Origin of the sequence: Cellulomonas fulva, assembly GCF_018531375.1 — a bacterium.
GTDB lineage: Bacteria > Actinomycetota > Actinomycetes > Actinomycetales > Cellulomonadaceae > Cellulomonas > Cellulomonas fulva.
Genome location: NZ_JAHBOH010000001.1, coordinates 976,897 through 995,351 on the forward strand (window position 1 = coordinate 976,897; position 18,455 = coordinate 995,351).

Genomic DNA, 18,455 nt, shown 5'->3' on the forward strand with positions numbered 1-18,455 from the left:
TGCGGGACCTGCTTGCATGCTAGACGGGCGTGCCGTGCTCGTCGTCGGGACCGCCCTCGTCGACGTCCCGGCCGGAGGCCTCGTCGGGCGCCGTGCGGGGTGGTCCACCGGGCGCTGGGCGGGGTGGTGTACCGGGTGCTGCGCCGGTTGGCGTGCCGGGTGGTGTGCCGCCCCGGGTGCCAGACGTCGCCGAGCGGCCGCCCCGCGGCGCCGGGCGCTCCGGCGGCTCCGCCGGCTCCTCCGCGAGGAAGCGCGTCGGGGGAGGCGGACGGTGCCGCGGGTCGCCGACGGGGTAGTGCGGCCGCGAGCGGTGGCTGCGGGGCTCGCGCGGACCGGCCCCGGTCGGCGTCGGGGGCGCCGAAGCGGGCGGCGGGTCCTCGTCGTACGTCGGGAACGACGGCCCGCGCGGGACGGTCGCCTCCGCCGGGGCGGCACCCGCGCGGCGCGGCGCGACGAGGCGGCCCAGCGGCCCCAGCCGGCCGGCGCGTGCCAGGACGGGGCGCAGCAGGTCCTCGAGCTCGCGGACCCGGAGCAGGCGCAGCACCACGGCGTACACCACGACCATCACCGCGCCGACGAGCACGCACTCGGTGACGGCACCGGGGAACGAGCCCCCGAGCGCGCCCTCGACCAGCCGGAGCAGCAGGACGCCCGCCCCGGCCGCGACCAGGGCGGCGATGGCGCCGCGCAGGTGCATCCGCAAGATGCGCCCGCCGTCGACGGACCCGAGGCGCCGGCGCAGGTGCCACAGGCTCACGACGGCGCCGACGACGTAGGAGATGCTCATCGCGGCGCCGATCCCCACGACCCACCGCGACGGCTCGAGCACCGCCTGGCTGACCAGCGCACCGAGCACGACGACCGCGGCCATCGCCCCCTGCACGGGCACCATGCCGCGCGTGTCCTCGTAGGCGTAGTACAGGCGCTGCGCCATGGACCACGCGCCGAACGCGGGCAGGCCCAGGATCATCGCCACGACGACCGCGGACACCGCGTGCACGGTCGCGGGCCGCTCGGTCGGCATGACGATGCGGGTCACGGGCTCGGCGAGCACCGCGATCACCGCGGCCGCGAGCAGCGTGAACACCCCGACGACGCGCACGCCGGAGGAGAACGTCGACCGCACGCCGTCGGTGTCGCCCTCGTGCGCCTGCTCCGAGAGCCGCGTGAACAGGGCGGTGGCGAGCGACACCGTGACGAGCGAGTGCGGCAGCATGAACACGAGGAACGCCGCGTCGTAGGCGGCGTTGCCCGCCACCGCGCGGAACGGCTCGCCCGCGGCCAGGGCCGCGGTCTTGGCGGCGCCCGGCGCGGCCGAGGCGACGCGGGAGACGACGACGTAGCCCAGCTGGCCGATGGCGAGCCCGACGAGCGTCCACGTGGCGACCGTGCCGGCGCGGCCCAGCCCGGACCCGCGCAGCCCCCACCGCGGCCGGTAGTGCACGCCCGCCCGCCGCAGCGCGGGGATCAGCACGACCGCCTGCAGGACTACCCCGAGCGTCGCCGAGCCGGCGAGCAGCGCGACCTGGCCCCCGCCCCACTGGGCCGCGCGCGTGAGCCCGCTGCCGGGCACCGACCCGAACGCCACCAGGAAGATCCCGAACCCGGCGATCGACACCACGTTGTTCACCACGGGCGCCCACATGTACGGCCCGAACGAGTGGCGCGCGTTCAGCACCTGGCCCAGCAGCGCGTACGCCCCGTAGAAGAAGATCTGCGGCACGCACCAGTACGCGAACGTCACCGCGAGGTCGTGCTGCACCTGGTTGCCGGGCTTCGCGTAGAGAGATACGAGCAGCGGCGCCGCGATCGTCATGACGAGCGACAGCGCGGCGAGCACGGCGAACCCGAAGGTCAGCAGCCGGTCGACGTACTCCTGGCCCGCGTGCCGCTTGTACGCGCGCACCACCTGCGGCACCAGCACCGCGTTGAGCACGCCGCCGACGAGCAGCATGTACAGCACGTTCGGCAGCTTGTTGGCGACCGCGAACGCGTCCGCCGCCTGCCCGGTCGCGCCGATCGCGGCGATGAGCACCACGGAGCGCAGCAGTCCGAGCAGCCGGGACACCGCGGTCCCCGACGCCATGAGCGCCGCGCCGCGCCGCATCCGGTCGTCCTCGGCGACGCTCACCGGGTGGCCCCGTCCCCCGAGGAGGCCCCGCCCGGCCCGTCGCCCGGATCGTCGTCGGACTCGTCGTCGGGCTCGTCGTCCGTGACCGGGGTGCCACCGAGGACCGGCAGGGTCCGCGGGGCGTCCGGGTCCACCGTGCGTGCGCCGCGGCGCGCGCTCTGCCCGCGCCGGACCGTCCGGACGATGCCGAGCACCAGGCCCAGCGCGAGCAGGATCCCGACGACGACGGTGCCGACGCTCTCGATCGTCGGCGTGACCCGCGCGGTGAACTCGATCGGCTGCGCCACGTCCTGCCCGGAGGGCCCGACGAGCCGGACCTCCACGACGACGTCGCAGTTGGCGTGCGCGGACAGCGGCACGTTCACCACGGTGTCCGACGAGGCCGGCAGGTCCACGGGGTCCGCGACCCCGGCCGTCAGGCACGCCTTGCGCGGCTCGACGAGCACCTCGGCCCGCGCGTCCACGGCCAGGTCGTTGCTGACGGTGAGGCGCACGTCGCCCTCGGTGGCGATGACGGTGAGGTCGGACATCGGGACGAAGGAGAGGCCCTGGGTGCTCGCGGTGACGCGGGTGACCGTGCGGTCGACGACGGTGGCACGGCGCTCGGGCTGCGCGCGCCAGGCCACCGCGAGCGGGGCGAGCACGCTCGCGTCGACGGCGTCGAGGTACTGGTCGGCGTCGTCGATGACCTCGCTGAACGAGCGCGCGTCCTCGCGGGCGCCCGCGAGCGAGGTCACGGCAGCGGGGCTGAGCTCGGCGTCGTCGCTCGACCGGGCGGGAGCGCTCGTCGCGGAGGCCGAGGCGCCCTCGGCCAGCGCGCGCGCCACGGTGGTCACGCGCGCCCACGGGGCGTTCCGGAACGCCTGCAGCATGGCCGCGAGCGTGGTGCGGTCCGGCGCCTGGTCACGGTCGGGCGCGATCACGACCGCCGCCGGCAGGTCCGGCTCCCGCGCGACGAGCGCGAGCTCGGCCAGCGCGCGCTGCGCGGCCGCCGCCGGGCTGCTGGTCTCGTCCGGCAGCGCGAGCCGGGTCAGCACGTCGTCCGGCGCGATCGCGGTCGCCGTCCCGGACCCGGTCAGCAGGTCCCGGACGGAGTCCGACGAGGTCTCCTCGGGCGGGGCGTCGGCGTCGACCTGCTGCGGCGCGGTGACCATCGCCGCCGCTCCCGTGGTGGTCACGGCCCCGAGCGTCACCCCGTCCGCCGCCTCGTCGCCGGGCGTCCACAGCAGCGTGCCCGCGCGGGCCCACTCGGCCGCCGACCCGCTGCGCCTCGTGGCGATGTCGAGCAGCCCGGTCTGGTCGGCGTGCGCCACCGCGCTCGCGTCGGGATCGGCCCAGGGCAGCGTGAACGTGTCGTGCGACGTCGCCGTGGTCCGCACGCGCTCGGCCCACTCCTGCGCCGCGGCGTCGCCCGCGTCGGCCTGCGCGACGAGGGCGGGGTCCACCGCGAGCGAGACCGACGAGTCCGCGGTCGCCGCCCGGAGCATCAGGTCGAGCGTCCCGTCCGGGGCGATCAGGTCGGGGAGCGACGCCACGGCCGCGCCGGCCGTGTCCGCCGTCCCCGCCGAGTCGGCACCCGCGCCGGGCGCCGTCGTGCCCGGCGCACCCGTCCCGGCGGCACCCGCCGAGGACTCCGGCGTCCCGGTCGCCCCGGGGTCGGACGACGGGCCGTCGGTGGACCCGCCGTCGGTGGACCCGCCGTCGGTGGACCCGCCCGTGGGGTCCGTCGTCGGGCTCGTCGTCGGGTCTGCGGTCGAGTCCGTCGTCGGGTCGGACGTCGGCTCGGAGGTGGGCTCCTCGGTGGGCGCGGGCTCGGGCGTGCTCGTCGTCGGCGGGACCACCACCGTGGCCGGCCCGGTCACCGGCAGCACGGCCGCGACGGGGACGCGCGGCACCACCTCGTCCGGGTTCCACAGGACGTAGGAGCGGGTCAGGCCCAGGCTGCCCTCGGGGCTCCGCGCCTCGATCACCATGCCGCGCGGTCCCCACAGGCCGGGCAGGTCGGTGAGGCCCACCTGGGCGGCGGGCACCTCGAGGCGCACGGTCTGCCGGCTGCCCGGCTTCAGCGGGTCCTCCAGGTCCTGCCAGACCGTGGCGTCCGTGGTCTCGCCCTGGTCCGCCCACGCCGCGACCTCGGTGCGCGTGCTCATCCGGAACCGGTTGATCCGCAGCACCGCGTCCACGTCGTCGACGGTCCTGCCGGTCGTGTTGGTGAGGGCGACGGTGACCGTCAGGTCCTGCCCGGGCTCGAGCACCTGCGGCGAGATCGAGACGATCCGCACGTCCACGGCCGCGTCCACCCCACCGTCGGCGGGAGGGTCGTCGGCGCGCGCGGGCCCGGGGCCCACGACGAGCACGACGAGGCCCGCCAGGCCCACCAGGATCGCGCTCAGGAACCGGCGCGGGACGCCCGCGCTCATGCCTCGCCGACGAGCACGACGAGCGCGGCCTCGGCCAGCCGGCGCTCGTTGGGGTACGCCAGCCGGTCGGGGAGCGCGGAGACCGGCACCCACGCCGCGTCCTCGGCCTCGCCGTCCGGGTCCCCCTCGACGGTCAGCGAGCCGCCGACCGCCCCGAGCAGGAAGTGGTGCACCACCTTGTGCACGCGGCGGTCGTCGCCGCTGAACCAGTAGTCGATGACGCCGAGGCGGCGCAGCACCTGCCCGCGGATGCCGGTCTCCTCGGCGATCTCGCGGACCGCGGCCTGCTCCGGCGTCTCCTCGCCCTCGAGGTGCCCCTTGGGCAGGCACCACTCGAGACGGCCCGCGCGGTTCCGGCGGGCGATCACGGCCGCGTGGTACGCGCCCTCGTGGAGCTGCACGACGAGCCCGCCGGCCGACGTCTCGTCGACCACCGGCAGGCTCGTGGGGGCCGGACGCGGCTGCACCGCGCGGGGGGCGCGGAGGCGGTGGCCGCCCGGCGGCGCGGGGATGCCCCGCGGGGGCGGCACCGGCACGCCCCGCGGGGGGGAGGGGTGTGCGGCGCCGGACATGCCTGCCACTGTAACGACTCGACGTGTCCCCACGGCGCCTCGGCGGCCGGTGGGGCGGTCGCGGTCGCCGCCTAGAATCGGCCGGGTGCCCGACGAGCCCCTGTCCCTGATCGCGCTGCAGAAGCGCGCGCTCGGCGTCCTCGCGTCCCTGCCGTCCGACGCCCTGGAGCTCGGCGCGGCGTTCCGCGACGCCGGTCACGAGCTCGCGCTCGTCGGCGGGCCCGTGCGGGACGCCTTCCTGGGGCGCGTCTCGTCGGACCTCGACTTCACGACGTCGGCGACGCCCGACGAGACCGAGGCGATCCTGCGGCGGTGGGGTGACGCGCACTGGGACATGGGCCGGGAGTTCGGCACGATCGGTGCCAGGCGGTTCGGCTCCCGGCACGGGGGCGCGGACGTCGTCGTCGAGGTCACCACCTACCGGACCGACGCGTACGACCCGTCCTCCCGCAAGCCCGAGGTCGTGTTCGGCGACACGCTCGACGGCGACCTGTCGCGGCGGGACTTCACCGTGAACTCGATGGCGGTGCGGCTGCCGGAGCTCACGTTCGTCGACCCGTTCGACGGGCTCGCGGACCTGGCGCGCGGCGTGCTGCGGACGCCGGTGGACCCGCGGCAGTCCTTCGACGACGACCCGCTGCGGATGATGCGCGCCGCGCGGTTCGCCGCCCAGCTGGGCTTCCGCGTCGACGAGGCCGCGCACGCCGCGATCGTCGAGCAGGCCGAGCGCATCACGATCGTCTCCGCGGAGCGGGTGCGCGACGAGCTGACCAAGCTGCTGCTCGCGCGCCAGCCGCGGCTGGGTCTCCAGGTGCTGGTCGAGACCGGCCTGGCGGACCACGTGCTGCCCGAGCTGCCGGCGCTGCGGCTCGAGATCGACGAGCACCACCGGCACAAGGACGTGTACGAGCACTCGCTCACCGTGCTGGACAAGGCGATCGCGCTCGAGACCGGGCCGGACGGCGCGGTGCCGGGCCCGGACCTGGTGCTGCGGCTCGCGGCGCTGCTGCACGACATCGGCAAGCCCCGCACGCGCCGGTTCGAGGACGGCGGCGGCGTCTCGTTCCACCACCACGAGGTGGTGGGCGCCAAGATGGCGGCCAAGCGGCTCAAGGAGCTGCGGTTCGACAAGGCGACCGTGCAGGCCGTGGCGCGGCTCACCGAGCTGCACCTGCGGTTCCACGGCTACGGCGAGGGCGGCTGGACCGACTCGGCCGTGCGGCGATACGTCACCGACGCCGGGCCGCTGCTCGAGCGGCTGCACCGGCTGACCCGCTCCGACTGCACCACGCGCAACGTCCGCAAGGCGCAGCGCCTGTCCGCGGCGTACGACGACCTCGAGGTGCGCATCGACCGCCTCCGCTCCCAGGAGGAGCTCGACGCGATCCGGCCGGACCTGGACGGCACGCAGATCATGGCGATCCTGGACCTGAAGCCCGGCCGCGAGGTGGGCGAGGCCTACAAGCACCTGCTCGCGCTGCGGATGGAGCAGGGTCCGCTGGGGCCCGAGCGGGCCGAGGCGGAGCTGCGCGCGTGGTGGGCCGCGCGGGCCTGAGCGCCCGTCCGGTCAGCCCGGGCAGGTCACGCTTCCGGTGACGTGCGCCGCGTCGCTCATCTGCGTCTGGAGCCCGGACGTGCCGGCCTGGACCACGACGCCCTCGAGCTCCTCGACCGTCACGCCCGTCTCGGTGGCGGGCGCGCTCTGCGTCGAGAGGAACTCGAGCTCGTCGCCCAGCCGCACGCGGAACGTCGCCGCGCCCGCGCCGTCGACCAGGACGGCGATCCGGCGCTCGGACGCGGTGGGCTCGTCGGAGGACAGCAGGCGGGGCTCGCCGTCGTCGCACAGCGTCGCGGCGGACGCGACCTCCACCCGCTGCTCGCCGTCCGCGCCGGTGTACGTCACGACGAGCGCGGCGGACCCCGGCTCGCCGCCGCCGCCGCAACCGGTCAGGGGGACGAGTGCGACCGCGACCAGGGGGACGAGCCGGACGATGCGGGATCGGGTGCGCACGACGGCACGTTAGCGGAGGAACCGGCCCATCCGGGCCCGTCGTCCGCGGTGACGCGTGTCGCTTCTGTCGATGAAACCGCAGGTCAGGACGCCGACGGAGGAGCCGTGGCGGGAGCCGGCCCGGGCACCGGGGTCGCCTCGGGGTGTCGTCGGGCCGCCGCCCCGTACGTCACCGCGCCCACGACGTAGCCCGCGGTGAGCACCGCGAAGACGCCGCGCGACCAGCCGGTGTCCGGCAGCGCGGTGGCCGCCAGCGCGGCCGCGCCCACGAACGCCGCGTTGTAGAGCACGTCGTACAGCGCGAACGCGCGGCCCCGGTACGCGTCGGCCGTGTCCCGCTGGACGATGGTGTCGACCGCGATCTTGGTGCCCTGCGCCGCGAGGCCCAGCACCGCGGCGGCGGCCAGCAGCGGCCCGCGCTCGTACGTCACGGCCAGGACCGCCTGGCTGACGGCGCCGAGGCTCAGGCACAGCACGATCCAGCCGTGCACGCCGGTGCGCGGGCTGACCGTCGGCGTGAGCACCACGGCAGCGGCGAAGCCCACGGCGGTCGCGGCGAGCACGGTCGCGAACGTCGCGAGCCCCTCGCGTGCGTCCTGCGGGTCCGCGAGCAGGTTGCGCGAGATGAGGATGCTGGCGATGAACACGACCCCGTAGAGGAACCGCGTGTACGCCATCATCCCCAGCGCGCGGGCGGGCGTGCCGCGCGCCACCAGGTAGCGCGCGCCCTCGACGAGCCCGCGCGCGAGCGTGCCGAGCTCGGCGCGCAGCTCGGCCGCGTCGGACCGCTCGTCCGGCCCCAGCCGGTCCCTGCCCAGGCGCGCCGCCAGCGCGGACGCCGCCGCCATCGTGGCGGCGGCGAGGACGAGCGCGGACGCGTCCCGCACGCGCCCGGCCGGCAGCACCCAACCGAGCACGAACCCGACCGCGCCGCCCACCCCCGCGGCGGCCGTGCCGAGCGTCGGGACCAGGGAGTTCGCGGTCAGCAGCAGCGGGCCGCCGACCACCTGCGGCAGCGACGCGGACAGCGCCGAGAGCAGGAAGCGGTTGACCGAGAGCGCGACGAGCGCGAGCACGTAGACCGCCGGTCCGACGCCCGCGGTCACCATGAGCAGCGCGATCGTCAGCGTGAGCGCGACGCGCACAAGGTTCCCGACGAGCAGCACCTGCCGCCGGCGCCAGCGGTCGAGCAGCACACCCGCCCACGGCCCGACGATCGTGAACGGCAGCAGCAGCACCGCGAACGCCGCCGCGACCCCGCCCGCCGTGCTCGCGTTCTCCGGGGAGAAGAAGAACAGGGTCGCGAGCCCGACCTGGAACATGCCGTCCGCGCACTGGCTCACCAGCCGCACGCTGAACAGCCTGCGGAAGTCCCGCAGCGGCCACAGCGCCCGAAGGTCGGCGATCACCTGCACGCGCGCCATCCTCCCACCCGCTCCCACCGGCACCCGCCCGCCTGCCGCCTGGGAGCGCGAGTCGGACGGCGGTGGAGGTGCACGCTGCTGGGGGATGGACGGCCCGCTCTGACCCTTGTGGGTGGAGAAGATCCCGCTGGGGGCGACCTTCTCCACCCATAAGCGTCAGGGGCAGGCCGAGCAGCGGGTCGTGGGGCCTGGCCAGCCGCCCGCTCGGAGGGCGGTCGCCACCTGGGCCGCCGTGGCGCAGGGGGTGACGGCCACGTGGTGCCAGCGGTAGCGCAGGGTTCTCTCGCTCGTCGCCAGCAGGACGGCGTTGTCGCGCCAGACGTCGGCGTCGGTCGCGCCGAACGGGTGCGCCAGCCGGCCGTCGAGCTCGACGCGCACCCGCCACGCCGAGTAGACCCGGTCCGCGCGGATCCACCGTCCGTCGACGCGTTCCCAGCGCTGCGCGGCGCCCGTCGGCAGCCCGTGCGCCCGCTCGACGTCCCGCCGGTAGCGGTGCTCGAGCGGCGACTCCACGCCGTCCGCCACCTCGCCGAGCAGCTCGACGAGCAGCGCTCGGCCGCGCATCCGCGCACGTCGGCCGGCACGGAGCAGCAGGTCGTCAGGGTGCAGTCCCGCACGGACGGCGTCGCACAGCAGTCCGACGAGGTCGTCCACCCGGCCGCAGGACGCCGCCAGACCGAGCACTGCCTCGGCCGGCTCGACGCTGGGCAGCCGTCCGCCCGTCCACGGCATCGACCTGCGGCGGTGCACGACGAGGCCCGGCCGGGGCGTGACGGTCCTGTGGTGCGGGACCGTCAGCGTGATGAGCGGCCCCGGCCCGCGCAGGATGCCGTGGTGGTACGCGGCCGACTCGTGCGAGAGCGCCGCCCCCGGTCCCGCGTAGAGCAGCGCGGCGCGGGCTCGTTGCCGCCAGCTCGTCGGACCCGACTGCAGCACGACCACCCCGCGGAACGCGCGTTGCCAGTCGCCCGCCGCGACCCGACGGGACACCGCCGACCGTCCGTAGCCCCACTCCGCCAGCTGCGCGCCTGTGACGACGCCGTCCTGACGCACGACGAGCGCGCGGGCCGCGGGCGCCAGCCGGCGCACCGCAGGCAGGCTCTCGACCCGCGCTCGTCCGTCCACGCCCTCACCCTGCCCGCGCACCGCCCCGGCCCGGGGCCGGCCGTCCACAGAGAGCCCGCTCGTCGAGACAACGGGTGGAGAAGGTTGCACCCAGCGGGAGGTTCTCCACCCACACCGTGAGATGCCGGATGCGGGGCGCAGACAGCGCGAGCGCCCGGACGCGGGTGCGTCCGGGCGCTCGTCGCGCGGGGGAGGCTGGGGTCAGCGCTCGTTCTCGCCGGCGATGAAGGCCTCGAGCTGCGCCCGGCCCTTCGTGTCCTCCATCTGGACCGGCGGCGACTTCATGAAGTACGTCGACGCGGACAGGATGGGGCCGCCGATGCCGCGGTCCTTGGCGATCTTCGCGGCGCGCAGGGCGTCGATGATGATGCCGGCCGAGTTGGGGGAGTCCCAGACCTCGAGCTTGTACTCGAGGTTCAGGGGGACCTCACCGAACGCGCGGCCCTCGAGGCGGACGTACGCCCACTTGCGGTCGTCGAGCCACGCCACGTAGTCCGACGGACCGATGTGGACGTTGCGGTCCTCCTTCTTGCCGCCGAGCGGGCCCTCGAGGTTCGAGGTCACGGCCTGCGTCTTGGAGATCTTCTTGGACTCCAGGCGCTCGCGCTCGAGCATGTTCTTGAAGTCCATGTTGCCGCCGACGTTGAGCTGGTACGTGCGGTCCAGCACGACGCCGCGGTCCTCGAACAGCTTCGCGAGCACGCGGTGCGTGATGGTCGCGCCGACCTGCGACTTGATGTCGTCGCCGACGATCGGGACACCGGCGGCCTCGAACTTCGCGGCCCACTCGGGGTCGGAGGCGATGAACACGGGCAGCGCGTTCACGAAGGCGACGCCGGCCTCGATCGCGCAGGTCGCGTAGAACTTCGCCGCGGCCTCGGAGCCGACGGGCAGGTAGCAGATCAGGACGTCGACCTGCTGCTCACGCAGGGTGGCGACGATGTCGACCGGCTCGGCGTCCGACTCCTCGATGGTCTGGGAGTAGTACTTGCCCAGGCCGTCGAGCGTGTGGCCGCGCTGCACGGTCACGCCGAGCGGCGGGACGTCGGCGATCTTGATGGTGTTGTTCTCCGACGCGACGATCGCCTCGGACAGGTCGAAGCCGACCTTCTTGGCGTCGACGTCGAACGCGGCGACGAACTCGATGTCCTTGACGTGGTAGTCGCCGAACTGGACGTGCATGAGGCCGGGGACGGTCCCATTCGGGTCCGCGTCGGCGTAGTAGTGGACGCCCTGGACGAGCGACGCGGCGCAGTTGCCGACGCCGACGATGGCGACGCGGATGGAAGTCATCCTCGCTCCTTCTCGGTGGATCTGGCCGGACCGGCGAGCTCGCCGTCGGCGGTGGACGCGGCGCCGGCCGGCTGGCCGGACGTCGCGGGACGTGCGCGGCGGACGCCACGCTCGTTGTCGATGAGCCCGTCGAGCCAACGGACCTCGCGCTCGGCCTGCTCGAGGCCGTGCCGCTGGAGCTCGAGCGTGTACTCGTCCATGCGCTCGCGGGTGCGAGAGACGGACTGCCGGATCGTCTCGAGACGCTCGGTCAGGCGCGTGCGCCGACCCTCGAGGATCCGCAGGCGGGTCTCCGCGTCGGTCTGCGCGAAGAACGCGAACCGCACGTCGAAGTTCTCGTCCTCCCAGGCCGCCGGGCCCGACGAGGCGAGGACCGACTGCAGGTGCTCCTTGCCGTCGGCCGTCAGCTGGTAGACGATCCGGGCCCTCTTGCTGCCGACCGCGAGCGGGTCGGCGGAGGACTCGGTGCCGACGATCCAGCCGCGCGCCACGAGCGACTTCAGGCACGGGTACAGCGACCCGTACGAGAGCGCCCGGAACGACCCGAGGACCAGGTTGAGCCGCTTGCGCAGCTCGTACCCGTGCATCGGCGACTCGTGGAGCAGACCGAGGATGGCCGGCTCGAGCACGTCGGAACGTCCCCGCATGCTCACCCCACCTCCTCTAGGCTGGACCCGCTCCACGGATCATCGGTTGCGACACCTGCTGCTGATACGTACCTGCGATGTATCAACTCGATACATCGCGGCTCACAGTAGGCGCGCACCCTCGTCGTGCACAAGTCACGTGCCCGACGTCACGTGTTCACCCGCGCCCGGCGGGCACCGGTGCGAGACCCACGCCACAGCGCTCGTGCCGGATCGTGCGCACGCGGTGTGCCCGTGACCGGCCGTTCGGCGGCGCGGTGCCGATCGTGTGAAGGGCCGGGGGCGGTCCGCTGTTCCCCCGACCTCGCACGACGAGGTCGCGCATACTGGTCGGCGCGGTCGCCATGCCCGTCGACGGACCGTCGACGCAGGCCGGAGCCGCTCGTCGTCGCCGGCCCCCTCCGGTGGCGACGCGCCCTGTCGTCGTCAGGAAGGCAACACGTTGGCCGGCTCCTCCCGCGCGACCGCCCCGCGGTCGCGCCGCAGCGCGCCTCGTGGCTCCCGCGCCCGATCCGCCCGGACCCCGCAGAAGAAGAAGTTCTTCGACTACCCGCGGACCGGGTACCACGGGCTGCACCGGTGGCTCCCCTCGTGGCGCGTCGTGCTCGGCACCGTCCTCGGCGTCGGCTTCCTCGGCCTCGGCGCCGTCGTCGCGGCCTACGCGACGATCGACCTCCCCGACCCCGGCGCCGACACGCGGGCTCAGACGTCGACCGTGTACTACGCGGACGGCAAGGCCGTGATGGGGACCTACGCCGTGCAGAAGCGCGAGCTCGTCGACTTCGCCGACCTGCCGGACTACGTCGGCAACTCCGTCGTCGCGGCGGAGGACCGCACGTTCTGGGACAACTCCGGGATCTCCGTCCCGAGCATGGCGCGCGCCTTCGTCAACAACGTGCGCGGCGGCTCGACGCAGGGTGGGTCGACGCTGACGCAGCAGTACGTCGAGCGGTACTACGTGGACCAGACGACGACCGACTACGTGGGCAAGTTCAAGGAGGCGCTGCTCGCGCTCAAGGTCTCCAAGGAGCAGGACAAGAAGGAGATCCTGGGGAACTACCTCAACACGATCTACTTCGGCCGCGACTCCTACGGGATCCAGGCCGCGGCGCAGGCCTACTTCGACGTGGACGCCGCCGACCTGACCGTCTCGCAGGCAGCGCTGATCGCGGGCATCATCCCCTCGCCCAACAACTGGGACCCGGCCGTCAGCCCCGAGAAGGCGGAGGCCCGCTGGGACATCGTCATCCAGTCGATGCTCGAGGAGGGGTTCATCACCCAGGCCGAGCACGACGAGGCCGAGTTCCCCGCCACGGTCACGTACGAGCGCTCGACGAAGTACGAGGGCGAGCAGGGATACCTGCTGAAGATGGTGGAGGACGAGCTCGCCCAGGAGCCGATCGGGATCGACAAGGAGGACCTCGACCGCGGCGGCTACACGATCGTCACCACGATCCAGAAGCCCGTCCAGCAGCGGCTCGTCGACTCCGTCCACGACCTGTGGGCCGGCGACCTCACCGACGGGGAGAAGCCGAAGTCGGACAACCTCAAGGTCGCGGCCGCCTCGGTGGACCCGGCCAACGGCGGCATCGTCGCGCTGTACGGGGGCAAGGACTTCCTGACCGACCAGGTCAACTGGGCCACGTACGGCAACGGGATCCAGGCCGGGTCGACGTTCAAGCCGTTCACGCTGGTCGCGGCGCTCGAGGACGGCGTGAGCCTCGACACGACCTTCCCCGCGTACTCACCGATGAAGATCGACGGCTGGGGTGACGAGGACGACGAGGTCACCAACTTCGGCGGCGCGTCGTACGGCTCGCTGGACCTCGTGGACGCGACCGCGGACTCGGTCAACACCGTGTACGCGCAGCTCAACCTGCAGATCGGCCCGGAGCGGACGGCCGAGGTGGCCAACCAGGCCGGCATCACGACGCCGGTGGACCAGTACCCCTCGAACGTGCTGGGCGCGAACCCGGTCCACCCGCTCGACATGGCGGACGCCTACGCGACGTTCGCCGCGCAGGGGGTGCACCACGACGCGCACATCGTCGCCCGGGTGCTCAACCCCGACGACACGGTCAACTTCGAGACCGACGGCGACCCCGACCGCGTCTTCGAGGCGGACGTCATGGCGGACGCCACGTACGCGATGACGCAGGTCGTCGAGCGCGGCTCGGGTGAGCCCTACGTGAAGCCCCTCGACGTCCCGATCGCCGGCAAGACCGGCACGTCGACCGGCAACCTGTCGGCGTGGTTCGTCGGGTACACCCCGACGATCGCGACCGCGGTCGCCCTCAGCCAGGTGGGCGAGGACGGGGTCTCGCAGGAGACCATCACGCCGTTCGGGCCGAGCGGGTACGGCGGCACGCTCAGCGAGGTCACCGGTGGGTCGATCCCCGCGAACCTCTGGGCCGCCTACATGGACGAGGTCCTGGACATGAAGCAGTTCGCGAAGGTCCGGGACTTCCCCGAGCGGACCGAGGACGAGCCGACGTCGCGTCCGACGACCGCGCCCTCCCCGACGGCGACGCCGACGCAGGAGCCGACGATCGAGGCGACCGAGCCCACGAGCGTGCGGGTGCCGTCCGGGCTCGCCGGGATGCGGGAGGCGGACGCGATCGCGGCGCTCAAGGCGGTGGGGCTCGAACCGGTCATCGTCAAGCAGTCCGACCCCGAGGTCAGCGTGGGCCGGGTGATCGCGGCAGACCCGCGCGCCGGCACCGAGGTGCCCGCCGGCTCGTCGGTCACGCTGATCGTCTCGTCGGGCCCCGAGCCCACGCAGGAGCCGACGCCGGACAAGAAGCCGACGAAGTCGCCGACGGCGACGCCGCCGCCGGACGACGGAACCGGTGGGGAGGACCCGCCGGACGACGGCTCGCAGGACGGCGGCTCGCAGCGCGACGACGGCGCGTGAGCGGCAGGACGAGCGGTACCCGACCCGGGCCGCTCGTCCACAGATTCGAGCACGAGCCCGATTTCCTCCGGCCGCGGGACGGCCGGTAGGCTAGAACACTGCTGTGCCCACGTTCACCCCCGCAGATCGGCGGGTGGCGCGGGAGCGGCGGGCGGCCCACGGGCGGCTCGTCGTGCAGCGGACGCATGAGAGAACCCTCCTGTCACGGAACGACCGTGACCGCCGAGACCAGAGGAGGTGGGTATGAGCCTGCGTCAGTACGAGATCATGATCATCCTCGACCCCGAGATCGAGGAGCGCACCGTCGCTCCGTCCCTCGACAAGTACCTGTCGGTCGTCAAGACCGACGGCGGCAACGTCGACAAGGTGGACATCTGGGGCCGTCGTCGCCTGGCGTACGACATCCAGAAGAAGTCCGAGGGCATCTACGCGGTCGTCGACTTCACCGCGGAGCCGGCCACGGCCAAGGAGCTCGACCGCCAGCTCGGCCTCAACGAGGTCGTCCTGCGCACCAAGGTGCTGCGCCGCGAGGCGTGAGCTCTGTCGGTGTCCGCGCCTAGCGTGGGCACCAGTCCGATCGATCGACAGACCGTCGAGCACGAGACCGAACGAGCGAGGAGCTGGCATGGCTGGTGAGACCGTCATCACGGTGATCGGGAACCTGACCGGGGATCCCGAGCTGCGCTTCACCCCGTCGGGTGCAGCGGTGGCGAACTTCACCGTCGCGTCGACCCCGCGCACGTTCGACCGCCAGAGCAACGAGTGGAAGGACGGCGACACGCTGTTCATGCGCTGCTCGATCTGGCGGGAGGCGGCCGAGTCGGTCGCCGAGTCCCTCACCAAGGGCACCCGCGTCATCGTGACCGGCCGCCTGACCCAGCGCTCGTACGAGACCCGCGAGGGTGAGAAGCGCACCGTGGTCGAGCTGCAGGTCGACGAGGTCGGCCCCTCGCTGCGGTACGCCACCGCCAAGGTCACCCGGACCCAGCGTTCGGGTGGCGGTGGCGGCTTCGGCGGCGGCGGCGGTGGCGGGTACTCCGGCGGTGGCGGGGGCGGCTACTCCGGTGGCGGCTCCTCGAGCTCCGGCGGCGACGACCCGTGGGCCACGCCCGCGGGCGGTGGCGGCGGTGGCTACTCCGACGAGCCCCCGTTCTGATCGGTCGGGAACCCCAGACAACGACATCCCCGGGCATGGCAACGCCCGGGGCTCCACAGACAGGAGCACCGCGATGGCCAAGGCCGTTGTTCGTAAGCCCAAGAAGAAGCAGAACCCCCTGAAGGCAGCCAAGATCGAGGTTGTCGACTACAAGGACACCGCGCTGCTGCGCAAGTTCATCTCCGACCGCGGGAAGATCCGCGCTCGCCGGGTGACCGGGGTGTCCGTGCAGGAGCAGCGCGCGATCGCGCGCGCCGTCAAGAACGCCCGCGAGATGGCTCTTCTGCCGTACTCGTCGTCGGCTCGCTGAGAAGGAGGCCTCACGATGGCGAAGATCATCCTCACGCACGAGGTCACCGGCCTCGGCGCCCCCGGCGACGTGGTCGAGGTCAAGGACGGGTACGCCCGCAACTACCTCATCCCGCGCAGCCTGGCGGCCCCGTGGACCAAGGGTGCCGAGAAGGACATCACGGCGATCCGTCGCGCCCGCAAGGCGCGCGAGATCGCGACGCTGGACGACGCGAAGGCGGTGCGCGACTCGCTGCAGTCCAAGCCGGTCGTCGTGTCGGCCAAGGCCGGCGACGCCGGTCGTCTGTTCGGTGCCGTCACGACCGCGGAGATCGCTGACGCGGTCAAGGCGTCGGGCGCCCCGGCGATCGACAAGCGCAAGGTCGAGATCGCTCAGCCGATCAAGGCCCTGGGCGAGTACACGGTGTCCGTCCGCCTCCACCCGGAGGTCGCGGCCACGGTGACCGTCAAGGTCGTCGCAGCCTGAGCTGACGCTCGTCCGGAAGGCCCCGCCCCCGTCCCGGGAGCGGGGCCTTCCGCGTGCCCGCCCCCTGTCCGCTCCGCTCCCGCCGGTACCCCCGACGACCCCGGACGTGTCACCCAACCCCTCACCCAACCCCTCGCCCGAGCGCCGAGCGCGGACGGTCAGCACCGAGTGCGCACGTTGATCGTCCGCGCTCGCCGGTCACCGTCCGCACTCGAAGGCCGGGCGCGCGCCGCCCTCGTGCCCTGCCGGCCCTCGCGGACACGGTCGTCCAACCCCATCGCCGAGCGCGGACGGCCTGTGTCGAACGCGGACGATGAGCGTCCGCAGTCGGCGGCCGGCGTCCGCGCTCGCGGGGTTCGGGGGGTGGGGAGGGGCGGTGGGTCAGGCGCCTGTGACCATCCAGGACGTGCCGCGGGCGCGGTAGCCGGTGGTGAGCGCGCGGGCGAGCATGAACACCCCGCTGAAGCCGAGGGTGAGCCAGGCCAGGCCCGCGGCGCCGGGCGGTGCCCAGGCGCGGACCGCGAGGGCGACGGGCACGTAGACGACGAGCGTCACCAGGCCGGCCCACGCGAGGAAACGACCGTCGCCGGCTCCGATGAGGACGCCGTCGAGCACGAAGACCCAGCCGGCGACCGGCATGCACAGCCCCGCGACCAGCATGCCGACGACGATGGCTCGGGCGACCTCGTCGTCGGACGTGAACAACGGCGCGTAGAGCGCGGCCGCGCCGCCGAGGACGAGCCCGAGGACGACGCCGGCGCCCACGCCCCACTGCAGCGTGCGCCGGAGCACGGCGCGGGTCCGCGGGACGTCGTCGGCGCCGAGAGCGTGCCCCACCAGGGCCTGCGCGGCGATCGCGAGGGCATCCAGCGCGAACGCCGCGAGCCCCCAGACGGAGCTGACGACCTGGTGCCCGGCGAGGGTGACGGCGCCCAGGCCGGTCGCGACCCAGGTGGTGAGGAGGATCGCGGCGCGCAGCGTCGCCGTGCGGGCGAGCAGCGGTGCACCGTGCCGTGCGCTCGCGCCGATGCCGGCGCGGGCAGGCCGCAGCGAGGCGCCGGCCGCCCGCGCGCCACGCACGACGACGGTGACCAGCGCGGCGGCCATGCCGAGCTGGGTGATGGCGGTCCCGGCGCCCGACCCCGCGATGCCGAGGTGCAGCCCGTAGACCAGGGCGACGTTGAGCACCGAGTTGACGACGGCGCCGGTCACCGCGACGCCCAGCGGGGTCCGGGTGTCCTGGAGCCCGCGCAGGGCACCGGTCGCGGCCAGCACCAGCAGCATCCCGACCAGTCCCGGCGCGGACCAGCGCAGGTAGGTGACGGCCTGCTGCGCGATCTCGTCGTCGGCACCCAGCGCGCCCACCACCCAGGGCGCGGCCCACCACAGCGCGACGGCCAGCACGAGACCCAGGCCGGCGGCCAGCCACATGCCGTCGACACCCGTCTGCATCGCCCCCGGGGCGTCGCCGGCGCCGAGGCGGCGGGCGACGGACGCGGTGGTCGCGTACGCGAGGAAGACGCACAGGCCGACGACCGTGAGCAGCACGCTCGAGGCGAGCGCGAGACCCGCGAGCGAGGCGGTGCCGAGGTGCCCGACGACTGCGGAGTCGACCAGGACGAAGAGCGGCTCGGCGACCAGCGCGCCCAGCGCAGGGACGGCGAGCGCGAGGATCTGCCGGTCGATCGTCGGCGGCTGTCCAGTGGATGAGATGGTTCCTGCTCCTTCGCGCGGTCCACACCCGTTGAACTGCATCCGTGCCGGTCACAGCGGCGAGTCGCGGGCTTCACCCACGGTATCCACAGTTCTGTCCACGGCCTGTGCACATCGGGATGCACAGGCGTCCCCAGCGCGGTCCACAGGATTCACGGAGTGTTTCCACAGGGCCGTTGCGGGATTCGACCGGGCCCTGCTAGCCGTCCTAACCTCGCGCGGGAGCACAGCCCGGGGGACCGCCCGTGCGAGCGTGTCGGTGGCGTGCTGTAGA

15 protein-coding genes are annotated in these 18,455 nt (G+C 73.9%); 6 read left to right on the forward strand and 9 right to left on the reverse strand.

All coding sequences use genetic code 11. The annotated features are described in order from the left end of the window. Positions 1-19: 19 nt before the first annotated feature. Genes murJ through KIN34_RS04300 form a run of 3 tightly spaced genes read right to left on the reverse strand, consistent with a single transcriptional unit; the run spans position 20 to position 5,123 of the window. Complete coding sequence (murJ, locus tag KIN34_RS04290) at positions 20-2,131, reverse strand: murein biosynthesis integral membrane protein MurJ (protein WP_307858085.1); 2,112 nt, start codon at positions 2,129-2,131, stop codon at positions 20-22. Then, entirely contained in the window at positions 2,128-4,551 is a 2,424-nt protein-coding gene (locus KIN34_RS04295) for a DUF6049 family protein (protein ID WP_214347159.1), read from the reverse strand. The genes murJ and KIN34_RS04295 overlap by 4 nt, the downstream gene beginning before the upstream one ends. Beyond that, positions 4,548-5,123: an NUDIX hydrolase gene (locus KIN34_RS04300; RefSeq protein ID WP_214347161.1), complete on the reverse strand. Its 576-nt coding sequence runs from the start codon at positions 5,121-5,123 to the stop codon at positions 4,548-4,550. Before KIN34_RS04300 ends, KIN34_RS04295 begins: the two co-directional genes overlap by 4 nt. Between KIN34_RS04300 and KIN34_RS04305 the strand changes: the two genes are divergently transcribed. Beyond that, positions 5,122-6,678: a CCA tRNA nucleotidyltransferase gene (locus tag KIN34_RS04305; protein ID WP_214347164.1), complete on the forward strand. Its 1,557-nt coding sequence runs from the start codon at positions 5,122-5,124 to the stop codon at positions 6,676-6,678. The two genes, KIN34_RS04300 and KIN34_RS04305, sit on opposite strands and share 2 nt — an antisense overlap. 12 nt (positions 6,679-6,690) lie before the next feature. Here the strand turns inward: KIN34_RS04305 and KIN34_RS04310 are convergent, their stop codons facing one another. The 5 genes from KIN34_RS04310 to KIN34_RS04330 form a co-directional block, all read right to left on the reverse strand. Continuing rightward, complete coding sequence (locus tag KIN34_RS04310; RefSeq protein WP_214347167.1) at positions 6,691-7,134, reverse strand: hypothetical protein; 444 nt, start codon at positions 7,132-7,134, stop codon at positions 6,691-6,693. 83 nt (positions 7,135-7,217) lie between these two features. Further along, positions 7,218-8,558 (reverse strand): MFS transporter, encoded by a 1,341-nt coding sequence (locus KIN34_RS04315; protein ID WP_237689037.1) that lies wholly within the window; start codon positions 8,556-8,558, stop codon positions 7,218-7,220. 156 nt (positions 8,559-8,714) lie between these two features. After that, entirely contained in the window at positions 8,715-9,683 is a 969-nt protein-coding gene (locus KIN34_RS04320; protein ID WP_214347171.1) for a type IV toxin-antitoxin system AbiEi family antitoxin domain-containing protein, read from the reverse strand. Positions 9,684-9,884: 201 nt separating this feature from the next. Next, positions 9,885-10,976: an inositol-3-phosphate synthase gene (locus KIN34_RS04325; RefSeq protein ID WP_214347174.1), complete on the reverse strand. Its 1,092-nt coding sequence runs from the start codon at positions 10,974-10,976 to the stop codon at positions 9,885-9,887. After that, complete coding sequence (locus KIN34_RS04330; RefSeq protein WP_214351778.1) at positions 10,973-11,623, reverse strand: PadR family transcriptional regulator; 651 nt, start codon at positions 11,621-11,623, stop codon at positions 10,973-10,975. Before KIN34_RS04330 ends, KIN34_RS04325 begins: the two co-directional genes overlap by 4 nt. A 442-nt stretch (positions 11,624-12,065) precedes the next feature. Here KIN34_RS04330 and KIN34_RS04335 point away from each other — a divergent pair, with 442 nt between their 5' ends. The 5 genes from KIN34_RS04335 to rplI all read left to right on the forward strand — a co-directional run bounded on the left by KIN34_RS04335 (position 12,066) and on the right by rplI (position 16,468). After that, positions 12,066-14,537 carry a transglycosylase domain-containing protein gene (locus tag KIN34_RS04335; protein WP_214347177.1) on the forward strand — a complete coding sequence of 824 codons (2,472 nt, stop codon included), beginning with the start codon at positions 12,066-12,068 and terminating at the stop codon, positions 14,535-14,537. A 243-nt stretch (positions 14,538-14,780) separates the two neighbouring features. Then, on the forward strand, positions 14,781-15,074 hold the full coding sequence (rpsF, locus tag KIN34_RS04340; protein ID WP_214347181.1) for a 30S ribosomal protein S6: 294 nt from the start codon (positions 14,781-14,783) through the stop codon (positions 15,072-15,074). A gap of 88 nt (positions 15,075-15,162) precedes the next feature. Further along, a complete protein-coding gene (locus KIN34_RS04345) occupies positions 15,163-15,693 on the forward strand; it encodes a single-stranded DNA-binding protein (RefSeq protein ID WP_214347184.1) in 531 nt (176 codons plus the stop codon). Positions 15,694-15,766: 73 nt separating this feature from the next. Beyond that, positions 15,767-16,003 (forward strand): 30S ribosomal protein S18, encoded by a 237-nt coding sequence (rpsR, locus tag KIN34_RS04350; RefSeq protein ID WP_013885186.1) that lies wholly within the window; start codon positions 15,767-15,769, stop codon positions 16,001-16,003. 15 nt (positions 16,004-16,018) lie between these two features. Continuing rightward, entirely contained in the window at positions 16,019-16,468 is a 450-nt protein-coding gene (rplI, locus tag KIN34_RS04355) for a 50S ribosomal protein L9 (protein WP_214347186.1), read from the forward strand. A 381-nt stretch (positions 16,469-16,849) separates the two neighbouring features. On the opposite strand, the gene KIN34_RS04360 is transcribed toward rplI, so the two are convergent. Further along, complete coding sequence (locus tag KIN34_RS04360) at positions 16,850-18,223, reverse strand: MATE family efflux transporter (RefSeq protein WP_214347189.1); 1,374 nt, start codon at positions 18,221-18,223, stop codon at positions 16,850-16,852. Positions 18,224-18,455 lie beyond the last annotated feature (232 nt).

Excerpts from the sequence above, each read along its gene's own strand:
- KIN34_RS04295 (WP_214347159.1), bottom strand. The coding sequence starts at position 4,551 with ATGAGCGCGGGCGTCCCGCGCCGGTTCCTGAGCGCGATCCTGGTGGGC.
- KIN34_RS04305 (WP_214347164.1), top strand. The coding sequence starts at position 5,122 with ATGCCTGCCACTGTAACGACTCGACGTGTCCCCACGGCGCCTCGGCGG.
- KIN34_RS04300 (WP_214347161.1), bottom strand. The coding sequence starts at position 5,123 with ATGTCCGGCGCCGCACACCCCTCCCCCCCGCGGGGCGTGCCGGTGCCG.
- KIN34_RS04315 (WP_237689037.1), bottom strand. The coding sequence starts at position 8,558 with ATGGCGCGCGTGCAGGTGATCGCCGACCTTCGGGCGCTGTGGCCGCTG.
- KIN34_RS04325 (WP_214347174.1), bottom strand. The coding sequence starts at position 10,976 with ATGACTTCCATCCGCGTCGCCATCGTCGGCGTCGGCAACTGCGCCGCG.
- KIN34_RS04330 (WP_214351778.1), bottom strand. The coding sequence starts at position 11,623 with ATGCGGGGACGTTCCGACGTGCTCGAGCCGGCCATCCTCGGTCTGCTC.
- rpsF (WP_214347181.1), top strand. The coding sequence starts at position 14,781 with ATGAGCCTGCGTCAGTACGAGATCATGATCATCCTCGACCCCGAGATC.
- KIN34_RS04345 (WP_214347184.1), top strand. The coding sequence starts at position 15,163 with ATGGCTGGTGAGACCGTCATCACGGTGATCGGGAACCTGACCGGGGAT.
- rpsR (WP_013885186.1), top strand. The coding sequence starts at position 15,767 with ATGGCCAAGGCCGTTGTTCGTAAGCCCAAGAAGAAGCAGAACCCCCTG.
- rplI (WP_214347186.1), top strand. The coding sequence starts at position 16,019 with ATGGCGAAGATCATCCTCACGCACGAGGTCACCGGCCTCGGCGCCCCC.
- KIN34_RS04360 (WP_214347189.1), bottom strand. The coding sequence starts at position 18,223 with ATGCAGTTCAACGGGTGTGGACCGCGCGAAGGAGCAGGAACCATCTCA.